General features: G+C 58.9%; 10 protein-coding genes and 2 pseudogenes. 7 read left to right on the plus strand and 5 right to left on the minus strand.

Annotation, left to right across the window (positions count from 1 at the left end; translation table 11 throughout):
- Positions 1-476 precede the first annotated feature (476 nt).
- The gene (locus HT585_RS13305) at positions 477-3,380 is read left to right on the plus strand and encodes a winged helix-turn-helix domain-containing protein (RefSeq protein ID WP_176353396.1); all 2,904 of its coding nucleotides are present in this window, start codon (positions 477-479) and stop codon (positions 3,378-3,380) included.
- Here HT585_RS13305 and HT585_RS13310 read toward each other — a convergent pair.
- Positions 3,364-4,572, minus strand: a complete 1,209-nt coding sequence (locus HT585_RS13310) for an MFS transporter (protein WP_246707676.1) — start codon at positions 4,570-4,572, stop codon at positions 3,364-3,366. The two genes, HT585_RS13305 and HT585_RS13310, sit on opposite strands and share 17 nt — an antisense overlap.
- A gap of 185 nt (positions 4,573-4,757) precedes the next feature.
- Here HT585_RS13310 and HT585_RS13315 point away from each other — a divergent pair, with 185 nt between their 5' ends.
- The 4 genes from HT585_RS13315 (at position 4,758) to HT585_RS13330 (ending at position 8,151) form a co-directional block, all read left to right on the plus strand.
- Positions 4,758-5,612: a VOC family protein gene (locus HT585_RS13315; protein WP_176353397.1), complete on the plus strand. Its 855-nt coding sequence runs from the start codon at positions 4,758-4,760 to the stop codon at positions 5,610-5,612.
- A 92-nt stretch (positions 5,613-5,704) separates the two neighbouring features.
- Positions 5,705-6,124 (plus strand): putative quinol monooxygenase, encoded by a 420-nt coding sequence (locus tag HT585_RS13320; protein WP_176353398.1) that lies wholly within the window; start codon positions 5,705-5,707, stop codon positions 6,122-6,124.
- A 110-nt stretch (positions 6,125-6,234) separates the two neighbouring features.
- Complete coding sequence (locus tag HT585_RS13325) at positions 6,235-6,954, plus strand: SDR family NAD(P)-dependent oxidoreductase (protein ID WP_176353399.1); 720 nt, start codon at positions 6,235-6,237, stop codon at positions 6,952-6,954.
- 183 nt (positions 6,955-7,137) lie between these two features.
- Entirely contained in the window at positions 7,138-8,151 is a 1,014-nt protein-coding gene (locus HT585_RS13330) for an aldo/keto reductase (protein WP_176353400.1), read from the plus strand.
- A 473-nt stretch (positions 8,152-8,624) separates the two neighbouring features.
- Here HT585_RS13330 and HT585_RS13335 read toward each other — a convergent pair.
- Both HT585_RS13335 and HT585_RS13340 read right to left on the minus strand, forming a co-directional pair.
- Positions 8,625-8,847 (minus strand): annotated as a pseudogene (locus HT585_RS13335) (IS110 family transposase); the annotation flags it as partial.
- A gap of 120 nt (positions 8,848-8,967) precedes the next feature.
- Positions 8,968-9,443, minus strand: a pseudogene (locus HT585_RS13340) (IS6 family transposase); the annotation flags it as partial.
- Between the two features lie 276 nt (positions 9,444-9,719).
- On the opposite strand from HT585_RS13340, the gene HT585_RS13345 reads away from it, so the two are divergent.
- Positions 9,720-10,829 (plus strand): sulfite oxidase, encoded by a 1,110-nt coding sequence (locus tag HT585_RS13345; RefSeq protein WP_246707677.1) that lies wholly within the window; start codon positions 9,720-9,722, stop codon positions 10,827-10,829.
- 343 nt (positions 10,830-11,172) lie between these two features.
- On the opposite strand, the gene HT585_RS13350 is transcribed toward HT585_RS13345, so the two are convergent.
- Positions 11,173-12,561, minus strand: a complete 1,389-nt coding sequence (locus tag HT585_RS13350; RefSeq protein ID WP_246707733.1) for a trypsin-like peptidase domain-containing protein — start codon at positions 12,559-12,561, stop codon at positions 11,173-11,175.
- A gap of 576 nt (positions 12,562-13,137) precedes the next feature.
- Here HT585_RS13350 and HT585_RS13355 point away from each other — a divergent pair.
- A complete protein-coding gene (locus HT585_RS13355) occupies positions 13,138-14,544 on the plus strand; it encodes an adenylate/guanylate cyclase domain-containing protein (RefSeq protein WP_176353402.1) in 1,407 nt (468 codons plus the stop codon).
- 235 nt (positions 14,545-14,779) lie between these two features.
- Here HT585_RS13355 and HT585_RS13360 read toward each other — a convergent pair whose 3' ends face one another.
- The gene (locus tag HT585_RS13360; RefSeq protein ID WP_176353403.1) at positions 14,780-16,885 is read right to left on the minus strand and encodes an alkyl/aryl-sulfatase; all 2,106 of its coding nucleotides are present in this window, start codon (positions 16,883-16,885) and stop codon (positions 14,780-14,782) included.
- Positions 16,886-17,119 lie beyond the last annotated feature (234 nt).

Here is a 17,119-nt window from a genome sequence, read left to right on the forward strand (position 1 = left end):
GTGACCAACTTGGGGCCGGAAGCAGAATGGCTGCTTTTCTGCAGGCAGTCAGAGAAAGCGGGCCTTCAAATCGATGATGCGAGCTTGGAACGAAGGCTCGATGACGCTTACGCACTACCTTAACACGGTATACCGGTTTCCAAGTACACACTGCACAATCCAGGGTGTACCGCTGGCCGCAACTAATCCCACGGCTCGGAGGACGCCAAGTAAGCACGCGAAGCCTGGGCACGCCACCTGCGGCAGGCCGCTGCGCCCAGCGGCCTTGCGAAAACCGATGCCAGATGCCTTGATGACCTGTCGCGGCGTCATGGCCGCCGAGCACTTATCCATCGGCGGGGGAACGGCCATCATTGCTGAGCAATCAGTGATGTATTTCGCATGTAACAGCGGCTATAGTCCGGACGTGTGAGCTCTCGTGAAACGATCGTTCACGCATTCAGAAAGCCTGTGCGTTTGCATCCGGAGCTTCGGCCGTGCTTTCGTATTCCTTCGGTCCGTATGTATTTGTGCCAGAGCGGCAGTCGCTGCTGCGTGATCACACGGCCGTTCGTGTCGGTAGCCGCGCACTCGAAATCCTGGCGGCGCTGATCGAGCGTCCCGGCGAAGTGGTTGGCAAGGCTGAGCTTATTTCGCGTGCCTGGCCGGATACCTTTGTCGAGCAAAGCAATCTCAAGGTGAATGTTGCAGCTCTTCGTCGGGCGCTGGGCGACGCTCCGGACGGCACGCAGTACATAGCGACGGTGAGCGGCCGTGGCTATCGTTTCGTATTTCCCGTAAGTGTTTCCGAGCAGAGCTCCGCCGCCGTCGCCGCGAAGTTTCAGGGTGGCCGCGCGAATAACCTTCCGATTTCGACAACCCGTCTGGTGGGAAGAGACCATGCCATTGATGCGATCCGGGCCGCCCTTGAGGCATCGCGCCACTTGACGATCGTTGGCCCGGGTGGCGTTGGCAAGACGAGGCTGGCTCTCGCAATCGCTGGTCGACTCACCGCAGCCTATGAGCATGGAGTATGGTTCGTTGATCTGGCGACGGTGAACGATGCGACGCTCGTACCGACGTCGATCGCAACGGCCTTGGGATTGAGGGTCCACTCGGCGAACATCAAGGCGGCGATCGCCGCCTTCGCGGCCGACCGCGAATTCATGCTTGTCCTTGACAATTGTGAACATGTTATCGAAGCGGTTGCCGCCTGTGTGGAAGCGTTGCTGGCTGCTGCAGCAAGGGTGCGGATTCTCGCCACAAGCCGCGAACCGCTACGGGTTCACGGAGAACAGGTCTATCGCCTGCCGCCGCTGGAAACACCGCCCAAGGTGTCCAGACTGTCCGCGGCCGAGGCTTTGGCGTTCCCTGCAGTCGAGCTCTTCGTCGAGCGCGCAGCCGGAAGCCGCGGCGATTTCGTGCTTGAGGACGGAGATGCGCCGGTCGTGGCCGAGATCTGCCGCAGGCTCGACGGGCTGGCCCTAGCGATCGAACTTGCCGCGCCTCGACTAGATGCGTTCAGCACAAGCGAACTCCTGGGCTTTCTTGCCGATCAAACCCCTGTGTTGAGCGATAGGCGGTGCGGCGACACTCGCCATCACACCTTGGCTGCGACACTGGACTGGAGTTTTGGCCTGCTCGCCGAGCCCGAGCGAGTTCTGCTGCGACGCCTCTCGGTTTTTGCCGGCGCCTTCAGTGTCGAATCCGCTTGCGTCGTAGCGGTCGACAAGGGTCGTGCCCGATCCGAATGCATTCACGCCGTCGCCAACCTCGTTGCGAAATCCCTTGTCTCGATCGAGAGAGGAGAGTTTGGGACGCTGTACAGATTGCTCGACACAACCCGCAGATACGCGCAACAGAAACTGACTGAAAGCGGTGAAGGTGGGAGCCTGCGCCAACGCCACGCAGAACATCTCCTCGAACTCGCCAAACGCGCCGAGACCGAGTGGAAAATCCGGCCGACTGCCCACTGGCTCGCAGACTACGGGAGAAGGATGGATGATCTCCGCAGTGCTTTGGGCTGGGCGCTATCGGGGAGCGGCAACGCTGCCATTGCCGTCGCGCTCACTGTAGCCGCTCTCCCGTTCTGGGAGCATCTATCGCTCACAGAAGAATGCCGCGCGGGGGCGGAACTCGCGCTCAGCAGTCGCTTCACAAAATTTCGTAGCCCGGTCGACGAAATGAAGCTGCAGTTTGCCTATGGCACGGCGCTGCTTCATACACGCGGACCCCTTCCGCAGGTCAAGGCGGCCTGGATCACAGCTCTCGGCTGCGCCGAGTCGCTCCACGACACGGATTACCGGCTCAGATGTCTTTGGGGATTGTGCGACTATTTCACCTGGACGGGCGACCATCACTCGGCCCTTGCGATGGCGGAAAAGATCAGAGTGCTGGCAACCGATCGCGGCGACCTCGACGCACGCATCAATGTCGATAGGCAAACAGGAACCGCTCTGCGCTACCTCGGCGAGCTCGCCGAGGCGCAGCGTCACCTCGAGCGCATGATCGCCCGATACATTCCTCCCGTGGCTCGCTCGGACATCGCGCGGTTTCAGTTGGATCCGCGATCGGCGGCGCGTGGCACCCTTGCGAACGTCATCTGGTTGCAGGGGCATCCCGACAAGGCGGTTGCCATGGCGCAGCGCCAACTGGACGAGGCGCGGGCGGCGCAGCATGCCCTCGCGCTCTGCAATGCAGTGGTCCACACGACCTGCCCCATCGCGCTGCTGACGGGAGACCTCGCCACCGCGGAGCGCCTGCTTCTCGGCATCGAAGCTCATGTCGCCGAACATGCGATGACAGTTTGGAGTGCCATGAGCCGCTGCCTTCGCGCGGAGTGGCTCCTGCAAAGCGGCGATGCGTCTGGACTGACAACGCTAAGGCGCGCGCTCGATGAGCTTCTCGCGGTGCATTTCCGCATGCGGTGCCCCTTCTATATCGGCATTTATGCGGCTGCTCTGGGGAAGCATGGAGACGTTGATGCAGGCAGAATCGCCATCGAGGAGGCGATCGCACTATCGGCATCAACCGGCGAGATTTGGTGCATGCCGGAACTGCTGCGCATAAAGGCGGACTTGTTGAGCAAGGAAGGCACCAGCCGGAGGGCGGACGCCGCCGAAGCACTCTTTATGCAAGCGCTTGATCTTGCGCGACGGCAAGGGGCGCTGTCATGGGAACTGCGCGCCGCAACGGCTCTGGCCAAGCATTGGCATCGGATGGATCAAGGCGCAAAGGCGGTTGGAGTTCTGGCGCCAGTTTACCGACGTTTCAATGACGGGTTAGCCACCCGCGATGTTCTTAAGGCGCGCACGCTTCTCAATGTTTTGGGAGACGCCGGCAAGAGACGCGATGCCGTCTTCGATGCTACGAGCGGCAAGGTATCTAAACCTGGGCAGTAAGCGATCGCGTTCGACGATCCAGGATCAGCAACACTGGCGCGATCAGGGCAATGCCGGCAAAGATCGTGAAAGCCTCGAGGTAGCGGGCGCCTTCGGCGGCCGCGATGTGTAACGAAGCCGGTCCGAGACCCGCGCCAAACGTCAAAGCCATGTAATTGATGCCGAAGAGCTTGCCAAAGCTTCGCATTCCGAAGCGTTTCGCCAGAAGATAGCCGATCGCGTCGCCCTCCGCTCCGGTGGCGAGGCCGAAAAAGACGGCACTGACATAGACCGGGATCAGGCCCTCGGAATTCAACAGAATAAGATGGCCTACAACGGGCGACAGAAAGGCCAGGCTGGTCAATGGGACCGGGGGAAATCGATCAAGCAAGGCCCCGAATCCGAGACGCATGACAATGAAAGACAAACCCACAAAACTCATGACCAATGCCGCCGTTGCCGGATCGGCTCCGCGATCCGCCAGCACGACGGGAAGCGAGATCGACCCGGCCGCAGCAGCGAAGTAGTTGAGAAAAAATGCGCCCAGCATCAGCCAGAAGCTTGCTGTCTCCGCCGCCTGGCGAACAGTGCAGCCCTCGATATCCGCGCGATCGACCTTCTGAACGACGGGTGGATCACGAATAACGAAAAGTGCGACCGGAAGCGTAGTTGCCATCGCCGCCAGGCCGGCCGCGATGAAGGCAAAGCGCCAGCCCCACTCGCTTATCAGAAACGCAAGGATCGGAGGAACCGTCGCGATTCCAAGCCCGACGAAGGAAAGCATGACACCCAATGCTAGGCCGCGCCGGGCGGTGAACCATCCGACCACCACATAGGTATATGGCACACCGGTCTGTGCGGCGCCCAAGAGGCTTGCCACGACCACTGCCACGATAAAGGCGGTGAGGTTCTGCGACACGATCCCGATGCCAATCAGGCCGAGCGCCATCAACACGGATGAAAAGGTGAGCACCCGGCGCGGGCCGAAGCGATCCGTCAGGGCCCCCACCACCGGCGACATAAGGCCATTTACGATGGCTATCGGTGCGACGACCGCAGCAACAACGGTCCGGTCCCAGCGCGTGTCCTCCGTGATTGGCACAATGAAAACGCTGAAACCGTAGATCAGCACGATGCCGATGCTCAGATACATCCCCGCGCCGGAACCCAGCACGATCGCAATCCGTCTCGTCCGCCCCGCCGTCGTGTCCATATCCTCTGCGAGCCCTTGTTGGCGCCGTTCCCTGGAGGCCGCAGTCCCCTCACAACAAGACACCGCATCGTCGGCATCGTGTTAACCGGATCACTGCTCGGTTCACTAAATTTCCCCGATATTAACCAGCCTAGCAAGCGCGGCTGCATTAGAATTTGCACATTCACGAGCAACGGGAGGCAACGATGTCGCACGAGCAAGAGATCTCTATCCAACCGCAAGACCCGGATCGTCGCGCCGTGATCTGTGCTGCCGGAACCGTTGCCCTCGGTGGAATTGCCGCCGCTCTTGCAGGCCCCGGTACAGCGTCCGCCCAGGATACGCAGGTCACAACCCGCGATCCAGGTTCGCTGGGTGCCCGGCTCCAGGGCGTTCAGCATTTCGGCCTCACTGTGCAGAACATGGAACGCGCGTACGAATTCTACACTGCAGTGCTCGGTGGCACAGAAGTCTTTCGCCACGGCGACTTCCAAGGCGACGCCGTCCAGAACACGCTGCTTGCAGATCAGGAAATCCTTGCCAATGAACTCGGTGTCAATCCCCGGACGATCGGCGTTCCGGATCTGAGGGGCGGCGCCCAACGCCTCGACGTCCGGTTCATCCAGTTCGATAACGTCGTGATCGAACTGCTTCAATATCGCGATGCCGACCAGCCGATGGGCGGCCCCAAGGCTTTCGCCGAGCCGCTGGAGCACATGAGTCCGGCTTTTCCGCGCATGATGCACATCTGCTTCTACGTTCGCGACGATGTCGACTTCAACCAGTTCATCGCCGATCTCGAAGCAGAATCCACCAAGCGGGGCATGACACAGGTACGGGCAAACCGCATCATTCGCGTTTCGACGGAGGAGGAACGAAAGGCGACCCCCCTCAGCGCCAACACCAACAAGGTTACGGTTGCGCCCTCGGACGGCTGGGAGTTGATCTACTGCAAGGGCCCGGAGGGCGAACAGCTCGAATTCGTCAAGGCGCTCGGCCCGGTGAAAAAGCGGTTCGCGGATGCTCTGGCTGCGCATTTGCAACTTGCCAGCGCCAATTGAAGGCAACCTGCAAGCACCGCCATATTTGCCAGCCGGCAGCCGGCTGGGCTGCCCGCCATCTCACCACGCCCGACGGGAGAAGGAGAGACCACATGATGACGACGCTCAGGCTACAGACGTCAGCCATCCTGCTTGCAGGTTCGATATTCAATGCCGGCGGTGCTATGGCACAGGAAGGACCGGGCCAAGGCTACGCTAAGATCGACAACGGAGCCTATTCAGTCGTTGCCGAGGTTCGCGCCAAGCCGGGCAAAGAGGCTGAACTGCGTGCCATTACGCTGCCACTCGTCGAGCTCGTCCGCGGCGATCCAGCCAATCTCGTCTATTTTCTCCAGGAGAACCGCGGGACCCCCGGACACTTCATCTTCTACGAGATATTCGCCAACGAAGCCGACTTCGAGGCTCATAACGCCATGCCCTATGTGCAGGAATGGTTTGCCAAGCTTCCGGATCTCGCCGATGGCGGAGTGAAAGTGATGCGAATGGAAATCCTTGCGCCGACCGGCAAGTAGGTCATGCCACCATGGTTGCTTGGGGCTTGCGAAGGCCGCGTTGCGGTTTCCAACATCGAATCTGACCACGTTTCCAAGGCTGTACCATCAAATCGGAAAGGAGTTGCGACATGAGACTTCAGGGCAAAGTTGCATTGGTTACAGGTGCCGCAGGCGGCATCGGTTTCGCCGTCGCGGAACTGTTCGATCGCGAGGGTGCCATCGTCGTCGCCACAGACGTCAAGCCGCCCGAAAAGCCGTATCCTGGGGCGATCGAAGCGATGACGCATGATGTTACCAGCGAAGAGCAATGGGCAACGATCGTTGCCGCGATCGTCAAGAAGCATGGGCGTCTTGACGTGCTGATAAACAATGCGGGGATTATCGCCTACGAGCCTTTGGACAAGCTGGAGATGAAGGAGTGGCTGAAGATGATCGCCGTCGACCAGACCGGAGTCTTCCTCGGCATGCGGGAGACAGTTCGCGTCATGCGCAAGCACCAGACCGGCTCGATCGTCAACATCTCGTCGATATGGGGCAGTGCGGCCGTTTCCGGTGCGCATTCCTACCACGCCGCAAAAGGCGCTGTCCGCAACATGTCCAAGAACGCGGCCATGACGTACGTATCCGACGGAATCCGGGTCAACTCGGTGCATCCGGGCTTTATCCATACGCCGCTGACGGACGCGCAGGCACCCGACCTGAACGACGTTGTCATCGCGGCGACGCCCATGAAACGCGGCGGCAAGCCGATCGAGATCGCCTATGGCTGCCTTTTCCTTGCCTCCGACGAGGCCAGCTACATCACCGGCACCGAATTGAACATCGACGGTGGCTATCTCGCCCAGTAGCGCTGGCGACGGGTGCAAGGCATAAACGGATCGGGCTTGTGTATCGTCGCGCAGCGTTCGGCGCGACCGACAACATCGGGATCCCTGGACGCCTACCGATCTCGGGTTTGCCTTTTATCTTTTGCCATGGACCTCGGTACTGAATCCGCGGTCAGGATCAAAAACCAGCAAAGGATCGAATCGATGACTCTCAAAGATATATTACCAAGTGAGCTCGGATTCGGCGCGGCTCCGCTGGGCAACATGTTCCGCAACATTCCGGAACCGGAAGCGCTCGCGACCGTAGAAGCAGCCTGGAATGACGGTATCCGATATTTCGACAATGCACCCTTTTATGGGGCTGGCCTGGCGGAACTGCGCATGGGTGAAGTGCTTGCCGGAAAACCCCGCGATGAGTTCGCCATCAGCACCAAGGTCGGCCGAATAATCCTTGACGAGATCGGGGATGTCACCGCGCGTGATCTTGGCGAGAAGGGAGACGTCTTCAAGTACGGCCGTCCCAATAGGATCGTCAACGACTATTCGGCAGACGCGACGCTGCGTTCGATCGAGGACAGCCTCAAGCGGCTGAAGACCGATCGTATCGAGATCGCCTTCGTCCACGACGTAGCCCAGGATTTCTACGGTGACGAATGGCTCGACGTCTTTGAAACCGCCAGAAAGGGGGCTTTCAAGGCGCTCGATCGGTTGCGCGACGAAGGCGTGATCAAGGCCTGGGGTCTCGGCGTCAATCGCGTCGAGCCGATCGAATTGCTGTTGGCGCTTGAGGAGCCGCGACCCAACGGATTCCTGCTTGCAGGTCGCTACACCCTACTTGATCACGACCGCGCGCTGCAGCGGGTAATCCCCACCGTTGCAGAACGCGGTTTGGGCATAGTCGTCGGCGGCCCATACAGCTCCGGCGCGTTGGTCGGCGGTCCGAACTTCGAGTATGCGCCGGCAACGCCGGCAATCCTCGACAAAGTTGCGCGGATCAAGACAATCGCAGAACGCCATGGGGTCAGCATGAAGGCGGCTGGCCTGCAGTTTTCGCTCGCCAACCCAGCAGTGACTGCCGTTATCCCCGGAGCGAGCCAGCCGAGCCGACTTGCTGAGGACCGTGCCGCGCTCGAGGAACGCGTGCCTGCCGACTTCTGGCGTGGACTGCGCGAGGCTGGATTAGTCAATCCTGGGGCTCCGTTGCCGATCGACGACTGAACAAAGCCGTTCCATCGAATGCCTCGCTCGTGCGGGCGGGGCCCTGGTGCGTCGGATTGCCGCCAGAAACGCGTCATACGCGGCACCGCAAAGCCGAGTTTCGGGGGATTGCTCGATCATCGCTCAACAAGCGACACCAGTTTTCCCGAGACTTAACTTCAATTAACAGTGTTGTTCGCCCCCATGACATTAAGCTCTGACAGGAAGTGCGCTGGTGATGTCATGTCTGGATGGCGCCCGCTTGGCAATGTGATCTTGGATGATGATTGAGCTTTGCGGGTCGGGTGCAGTCATGTCTCCGGCCTGTCTGTGCGGTACGATACGACCGCCGGCCCTGATGTTGTCTGCTTGAGCCGATCCCTATCAAGTTATCGCGCTGTTGTGCGCAAGACATCACCTAGGGTTCTTCGGTGCGTGCGGTCCATTCCGCTGTCGCTGTCACATCATATCATCGTCATTCCGCCAACTGTCTTGTAGCTGGGCGGGATCAGCCGGGCGTCATGGCCAGCTTGCAATAGCATTCGCGCCCAGTGATGGGCAGTCGCGCAGGCTTCCATGCCGATCAGGCAAGGGGCAAGCTGCTTGAAGAAGGGTTGCATCTGGCTGCGCCGCAACGACATGCCCATCCGCGTCGACCCCGCGAACCTGGAAAACATTCTTTGCGACATCGAGGCCAATCGTCGTAATCTCTCCCATGGTGGGTGGCTCCTCTCAAGGTTTGCAACAACCTATTCTGGCGCACTCGATGCCGTCGGAGGGCGCCATCCACCACATCAGGTTAAATCCGCCAGAGAGCACGTTTACGAGATGCCTGAATCAGGCTGCTGCGCCGGTAACGGCCTTCCAATGCGCAATCGCCCTGAGGCGATGCAGATGGAGGGCTATGGCTGAGTGTTTCGAGTGAGGCGGAACGAAGAGATTTCGTACCGCCGAAAAGACGGACAGGAATCATTGCATCCCGCCCGGCGACCGAAATCCCTGCATGGCCCGCTCTCGTTTTCGCAAAGGCAGATGCGAGTTGTCGGCGCGATTGTTCGGCCCTTTTGCGATCGATGCGCAACTGTCGGCATGACCTGGCGTCGTATCGCACCATAGGAGCGAAGCTCGTCAGTGACGATGCACTTTGGAGGGCATCCCTGCTTTTTCATCAACCGGACCTAGAGACGCTTGGCAGCCTTGGTGTTGCGTCGGCTCTGGACGATCTCGTCGAGCACGTATCCGTCCTGATCGACCGCGCGCCACAGCCAGTGCTTTCTCCCGCCAATCGTCACGACCACTTCGTCGAGATGCCATGGGGTTCTACACGCGAATATTCGCTCACCGCCCTTCATAGGCATTCGCTTGGGCTAAAGGGAAGGCCGGTTTCGGAAGATCCGTCCTCGATGAGGAGTGACCGAAATGGAAGCGCTTTGCTGCCGTTCGAGGTCGATCCGAGGAACGTGCGGTATGTGCTAGAATGCAACCGAAGGGCGGAACGCGACAGACGCACTGCGATGGGCGGTGTGATCGAACCGGAATTCGCGCGACCGAGAGCCGACGTTGTGGTCTTGGAAGGGGAGACGAGGACGATGCCGACACCAGAGCGACCCAGTCTAATAGTTCGACAGAAATCCCCACAGAACATCGAGTTTCCGTTTGCGTCGCTCTCCGATTGGCTGATCCCAACCGAGCTGTTCTTCGTGCGAAACCATTTCCCGTCGCCGGACCTCGATGCGCGAGACTGGAGATTGCGCGTTGGCGGGGCGGTGGAGCGGCCAATCGAACTTGACCTCGACAGCATCAAGGCGATGCGGAGCACGACTTGCACCGCCGTCGTCGAGTGCGCAGGGAACGGGCGCGTCTACTATGTGCCGCCGAAGGAGGGGTTGCAGTGGCAGAACGGAGCCGTCGGCAATGCCGCGTGGACAGGTGTTCTTCTGCGGGAGATTTTGGAAATGGCGGGTGTTAAGCGATCCGCATGCGAGGTTCTGCTCGTAGGCGCAGATAGCGGCGTCGTCGACACGAACAAGAAAACGGCTTCTCCCGGCCCCATCGCTTTCGCGCGCAGCTTACCGCTTGAGAAGGCGATCGCTCACAGTTCGATCCTTGCCTATTCGATGAACGAGGAGCCGTTGACGCGCGATCACGGCTACCCGCTGCGCGCGGTCGTGGGTGGCTGGTTCGGCATGGCTTGGGTCAAGTGGATAACGCATATCACAGTTCTGGAGCAACCGTTCCTTGGCTACTGGCAGGCGCGAGACTACTTCCGTTGGGAGCGCAACCTCGGGGAACCCAGGCTGGTCCCTCTCGCGGAGATGGAGGTCAAAGCACAGATCGCGCGACCCGTGCAGGGGGCGCGTCTCATCGCCGGCCAACCGTATCGGATTTTCGGAGCCGCCTGGAGCGGCGAGGCTGTTATCCGGCAGGTGCAGGTCTGTACCGGAGATGGCAGGGGTTGGCGCGAGGGAAGGCTCCTCGAAACCGAACATCCCTTTGCATGGCGCTTGTGGGAGTACATGTGGACCCCTGAAGAAGTGGGGCCATATAAACTGCGATGTCGCGCGATCGATGGGGCGGGGTGCGTGCAGCCCGACCTCCCGCGTTCCGACTGCGAGAGCTACGCGGCCAATTGGATCGTTCCCGTGGAGGTTACTGTCGTTCCCGAGCCACAGACGTACGAGGAGGAATTCGTGATCTAATCACCGACATGTCCGCTTTGCGGCGACAGCGACCGGTGGCTCGATGACCATTATCGGGGCGCGAAGCTGCCCCTAGAAAATCGCGCCTCCGTGTCGACTTCGGGCCGGAAGAGGCCGTTGGTGGCATTTGCTATCTAATACCGCAGTTTGGTGGCACGCGTCCATGACATGCGCCAGGCAAGAATGGCTGCGATCGCGCATGCCCCAGATCCACATGAGCAACAGGGCGAATGTCACGTGCACGCGTATCTCGGTCCCTCGCGGCAGTTCCAAGTTTGATCGACCATTGTATCGCGTTCCCGTTCCTGTGGTTCCTGACTTGGAGCAAACTCCCTAGCGATCGCTACTCGGCCTCGATGCGATAGGCAGTGCCAGCGCGCAGGATATCGATTGAAATCCTTCCGTCGGACTGTTCCAAAAGATCTTGAATTTGTCCGGCGGAGAAAGCAGGCTCGCCGTTGATGGCGGTGAGATAGTCCCCCGTCCGAAGGCCAGCCATAAATGCAGCGCCATCGGAGGGAACCATCAAAAGCACCGGGCCAGAAGGCATACACGCGCGCGAAGGCGACGATACTGGCAAGCCAAATACCACCGTGCCAAGCACCGGATGCATCGGAGCAGTCTGGATAGAGTCGGGATTTGAGAGCGTCAGTGCCAATCTTTCTATCGCTTCTCCGCGGCGAACGTCCAGCGTGATGCGAGCATCGGGGGAAAGAAGGCTGACTAAATTATTGAAGGACGCCTCTGTCGAAAGCGGCCGACCATTGAGGGCTGTGATGATATCGCCAAGCCTTACACCTTGACGTTCCGCTGGCGAATTGCAGGCGAGTTGGTCAACGACGAGACCGCCGGCGTTGCCGTCGTCGGTGCGGGCAAATGTGACGGAAACCCCGAGCCATCCTCGTTTGATCTCACCATCCTTGATGAGAGCTTGGACGACCTGAGCTGCGATGTCGGATGGTATCGCAAAGGCGATGCCCTGGCTTGCCTCATTGGGTATCGGCACGCCCCGCATCACGCCCAAAAGCTCGCCAGCCGCGTTTACGAGCGCGCCGCCCGAACTGCCGGGATTAACGGCTGCGTCTGTTTGGATATAGTCTTCGTAGTCGTCAACACCGAGGCCGGAACGCCCCAGCCCACTCACGATTCCAAACGTGGCGGTCTGCTCCAGACCGAGTGGACTACCCACCGCAGCCACGAAGTCCCCCACTTTCAAGTCGGATGATCGGCCCCACTCAAGGGCGACCAGCGGCGAGGCGCCAATCTTGATCACGCCTAGATCCGTCGTCGCGTCGCTTCCAACGATTTCCGCCGCGAAGACCCGGCCGTCCTTCAGTGTAACGGCAACGTCATCGGCGTCGGCTATCACGTGTCGACTGGTGACGATGTAGCCGTTATCTCCGTCAATGATCACACCGGATCCGGTTGTGGTCGCGTTGCTCTCGACGATGAGCGCGCCCTCCGGCAGGCCCAAAATTCTACGGACATTCTTGTCATCGAGCATTTCGTTCGTCAGCACGCGATTGGCGGTAGTGCTGATACCGACGATGGCAGGGCTTACACGGTCGAGCGTCCCGGAAAAACTCAGGTCGAACCCGCTTGCTGAGGCGAAGGATACGGTGAGCATCTGGATAGCGAAGGTCAGCAAAAGACATGGAACATTCGGCATCTTTTGGGCTCCTTGCAACAGCTTCAGCATCTCAGCTTCGCGTGCCGACGCATTGACGCGCATCAATTCGACCCTCACTACGCGTCCGAAGGTGGGCGATTACGTCGATCTGCTTGCAGCTGAACGACGACTAAATGTGCGGCCAGGGCCATCGATGATGAAGGCGGCAGGCAATGCTCTTCACAACTCGCCATTTCACACGATTGATGATTTCCGGTTCAAAAGCCCTCTTCGCTCCATGTGAGGCTTCTAGTCCGACTTGAAGACCGGCCAAACGCAGGCCAGCCGCATCAGGCGCACCTCATGGCCGTGCTTCGCGATCCAACTCGCCTATAAGTGAGCCGCGCCCCTCCCACCATTGCAATCGTACGCCCCCATCCCGTTGGCTCAACTGTTATGTCGGTCAAAGCTGCGCCTTTCGGCGGAGCGTCCCCGAAATGGTTGACAAGGCGAGGACAAAATATAGGGCCCACCGAGATCAACCCGGCAATTCTAACGTGCGGTGGAGGGTCGAAGATCAACCGATGGCCGAGCAACTCGACCCTCTCACGCAATCGGTTCTATCGCGCTACTATGCGATAGCGTTCCTCCAGCGACTTTCTGTTGGAAGGCCCATCGTCTTTTGTGGAGTGGTTGTTGATGGGGATATTTCATCTCACTGCATTTCGGCCCGAGACACGCCCGTCGGACCTGCCGAGCACCTCTGTCGACACGGTATTCTGGGAATCTGAGCATGAAGCAGAATATACGATCGGGTGGGTCCGGATTACGCTGGGTCTTGCCTTGTTTGCGAGTGGCTTCCTGGTTTCCTCCGAAACGGCCGAGCTCGTTCAAGAGTACAATCTGAACCAACTTCGCGTTACGGCGTTGATTACCGTCGCCGCCTTTCTGGCCCTCGGCATCCTATCGTTCCTGCTCGTTATCAGCCGTCAGTTCAGGCCCTGGATGGCCTTTGCCCTGGTTACAGGAGATGCAGCGATTCTTGGGGCCAGCCTCTATTTTGCCCTCAAAGGGATGGGGATGGGCGGAAATTGGGTGGTTGCTATCCCGACCATCTGGGCCGCGCCCCTCCTTCTCGCGGTCGGCGCGCTTCGATATCGGCCTCTTGTTCAGATATGGGCCACGCTGGCAACAATGGTGGCTGTGGTTGGCGTCGCGGTTGGGCTCGGCTTTAACCTTACGGGTGTTGTGAACCAGGACTCTTTCGGCAGTTTGGCGGACAACATCGGCCGCCTCCTTTCACTGCCGCCCTATCTCATGCGGGCCGTCATATTGGTACTGATGGGTCTAATAACGGCACTGGCCATGGCACGTTCTCGGCGTCTTCTGATCCGCGTAGCGAGTGAGACAGCCAGGCGCGCAAACCTTGCTCGCTTTCTGCCAGCCGAAATCGCGCCATTGGTGGGAGAAAATGATGTTGCCACTTGGCGGCAAGGCCGCCGACAGGAGGGCGCCATCCTATTCGTCGATATCCGTGGGTTCACGGCTTATGCCGAGAATTTAGACCCAGCGAGGCTGTCGATCTTCATTTCCTCCTTCCGGCGACGTGTCATGCGTGCCACTGAAGCATACGGAGGGGTGATCGACAAATTCATTGGCGACGGAGCTCTGGTTGTCTTCGGCATTCCAGAACCCCAGCGTGATGATTGCGCACGTGCGATAGCCTGCGCTCATCGCATCCTCGAGCTCATAGAGCAGTGGAACAGCAAACGTGGTTTCGATCCGCCCATCCGGGTCGGGATCGGCATCCACAGCGGCGAGATGTATTACGGGCTTGTCGGCGATGACGAACGGCTTGAATTCACCGTCCTTGGCGACACTGTCAATGTCGCCGCAAAGATTGAGCAGGCCACCAAGCGATTCAATATCGCGCTGCTCGTGTCTGAGACTGTCATCATGCAGGCAGGACAGCATCATCTATGGAGCGAGGTCGGCCGAGAACCACTAGGTGGGCGTGGCGAGCATGTTGCGCTCTATGCCTTCACGGGCACCGAGCCTGTGGCACAAGGCGCGGCTAATGTATCCAGCTTGGCCGGCCGCCGATGAGGATTTTCGGTCCGCTGCCTATCATTTTGGATCGTCGATCGTGGCAATTTCGGATGACGATACCCCCATCCGTGGGTCAGCCGCAAACACCGGGGACGCGCCGAGCACACATAGATTTAGCAGCACCGCAAAAAAATCTGGAGTAGGAGTTCACCGACCACTCCCCTCGGCAACTACCACAGAGTCGCATGGTGTCACTGGAGTCGTTTCAAATGGCAACACGTAAACTGCGCTTCTATTCAGCGATCGGTTTCGTCGGTACAGCCTCGTAAGGGTCTGCATGCGCGATCACCGTCGTCCGTGCCTTGGTTCCCGGCATGATCTCAAATCGCGGATCGAAGTCGACCATTGTTGAAGCGAGCTTGGCGAGAACACTGATATCACCATCGGCCTTGGCGGCACCGCTGGCCAGATGAGCCTCGAGCGTCTTCACACCCATCATAGTCTGCTCAAGGTCGGAGCGATTAATCGTGAGGGTGAGGTCAGGCTTCGGTGATTGAAAGCCAGCGATGTTGGTGAGTGTAGCATTCTCCATTTCGATTATAAACTTCTCGCCGTTGTCTGGAATGATCAGATTGACAGTAAACCGCATGCCCTCCGCCAAGCGGCTATCCATACGGATGCCGAGAAAGTTGAGAAAGAGTTCAGTCGACATTGCACGAATGACATCCGGGCTGCTCGAATTTGCCGTTTCGCCCTGCGGTATGCCAGTTCTAAGCTCGTATGCGGCTGCCAGGAAACTGTTGCGCAATCCCGGGTTTTCCTGCTGATAGCCGAGTTGTTCGAAGACATCAGCGAGCAGATCCTTAGCGTCGCCGTTGCTGGGCTCTGCTAGCACAAGCTTATTTAGAATTTCGCTCGCCAAATGGTATTTACCTTCGTCGTGTAGTGCTCGCCCCCTCTCCAAGATTTTCCCTGGGCCACCCATCATTTCGACATAGAGCGGCGCCGAATCCGCAGGCGAAAGGGGGATGAGTGTCGCCGGATTGCAGTCCCAGAAACCCAGATAGCGCTGGATCACGCCGCGGGCATTATGCTCAGGAGAGCCATGATAGCCGCGGCAATACCACTTTTCCTGCAGACCCTTTGGCAGCCTGTAGACATTATGGACTTCGTTGATCGTGACACCTTGGTTTGCAAGGTGAAGGACCTGATTGTTCATGTTCGCATAGAGGTCGCGCTGCGCACGGAGTACATCTTGGACCCTTTCATTGCCCCATCTCGGCCAATGATGCGACGCAAACATGACCTCGGCCTCCTGACCATAGAGTTGAAGCGCCTGGGCGATATACTTCGACCAATTGAGCGGATCGCGCACGGGTGCGCCGCGCAGCGTATAAATATTATGCAGGGAAGCGATAATATTCTCTGCCATCCACAGCGCTTTCATGTCCGGGATGTATGTGTTCATCTCGCGTGGCGCCTCGGTATTGGGCGTATTCTGAAAGATCATGCGGATGCCGTCGACCTCGAATTCCTCAATGGGGTCAGAGACAAAACGGTTTGGAGCGATCAGTCCGGTCGCGCCTGCCGAAACCCCTTGTCCTAGTCCCTGGCCGACATAGCCATGAGGTGCGGCAGGCAAGAGCAGACCGTATTGATAGAAGAGACGGCGGTTCATCGCGTTGCCGGCATACACGTTCTCAGAAATAGTCAAATCCATGAACTCTGCCGGTGCGATCATCGCAACCTTACCGGAGCGAACATCGTCTTCATCGACGATCGACCGCACCCCACCCCAATGGTCCCCGTGCGTGTGGGAATAGATCACGGCGGTGACCGGCAGGCCCAGGCCGACGTGTTTTTGAAAGAGGGTCCATGCGGCCCTGACAGGTTCACCGCTCACCAGCGGGTCAAAGACGATCCAGCCGGTCTTGCCGCGAACAAACGTAATGTTCGAAAGGTCGAAACCCCGCACCTGGTAGATGCCGGGAATTACTTCATAAAGGCCGTAGTTGTTATTGAGGCGCGAAAGACGGTGTAGCGATGGATGAATACTGTCAAACTCCTCCTGCTGATCAAGAAACTGGAAACGTTCCATGTCCCATGCGACATGTCCGGCGTCGGCCATGATCTTCATGTCAGTCATTGGCGCAATTAGGCCCTTCTTCTGCTCTTCGAAGTCCCTTACGTCGGTGAATGGCAATGTTGCCTTGGCATCCTGGAGCATCGCTTTTGTAAAGCTGGATGGGGCCTTGCCCTTGGGATGGAAGTGGCTTGGTAACGGCTGAGCCGAGGTGGATGCTCGCGCAGGACTGTTTTCCAGCAAGAAGTTGCCTCCGACGGCAAACGCGGCGCCTGCAGCAGGAATCGCGCCGATAAACTGACGTCTCGTAGCCATTTTTTGCTCCTCACCTGATTGGAAAACCCGACAGTAAGCCCATACGGCGAGAGCCACATTGACCGTGGTCAAAGCTTGTCTGTGCTATTGTCATTGGGAGATTGCTGCCTAGTTGCTTCGGAGGCTCGAAGAGCGGAATTGGGATTCGATTCCCGACTCCCATTTTGTACTGACTGCTCACGCTGTGATTTTGCCGATGTCGGTCCGGCTTTTCCAGATCGAGGTGGAACCGGC

The sequence above is a fragment of the Ensifer oleiphilus genome, assembly GCF_013371465.1.
GTDB lineage: Bacteria > Pseudomonadota > Alphaproteobacteria > Rhizobiales > Rhizobiaceae > Ensifer > Ensifer oleiphilus.

Excerpts from the sequence above, each read along its gene's own strand:
- HT585_RS13350 (WP_246707733.1), bottom strand. The coding sequence starts at position 12,561 with ATGCGCGTCAATGCGTCGGCACGCGAAGCTGAGATGCTGAAGCTGTTG.
- HT585_RS13325 (WP_176353399.1), top strand. The coding sequence starts at position 6,235 with ATGAGACTTCAGGGCAAAGTTGCATTGGTTACAGGTGCCGCAGGCGGC.
- HT585_RS13315 (WP_176353397.1), top strand. The coding sequence starts at position 4,758 with ATGTCGCACGAGCAAGAGATCTCTATCCAACCGCAAGACCCGGATCGT.
- HT585_RS13330 (WP_176353400.1), top strand. The coding sequence starts at position 7,138 with ATGACTCTCAAAGATATATTACCAAGTGAGCTCGGATTCGGCGCGGCT.
- HT585_RS13360 (WP_176353403.1), bottom strand. The coding sequence starts at position 16,885 with ATGGCTACGAGACGTCAGTTTATCGGCGCGATTCCTGCTGCAGGCGCC.
- HT585_RS13310 (WP_246707676.1), bottom strand. The coding sequence starts at position 4,572 with ATGGACACGACGGCGGGGCGGACGAGACGGATTGCGATCGTGCTGGGT.
- HT585_RS13320 (WP_176353398.1), top strand. The coding sequence starts at position 5,705 with ATGATGACGACGCTCAGGCTACAGACGTCAGCCATCCTGCTTGCAGGT.
- HT585_RS13355 (WP_176353402.1), top strand. The coding sequence starts at position 13,138 with ATGGGGATATTTCATCTCACTGCATTTCGGCCCGAGACACGCCCGTCG.
- HT585_RS13345 (WP_246707677.1), top strand. The coding sequence starts at position 9,720 with ATGCCGACACCAGAGCGACCCAGTCTAATAGTTCGACAGAAATCCCCA.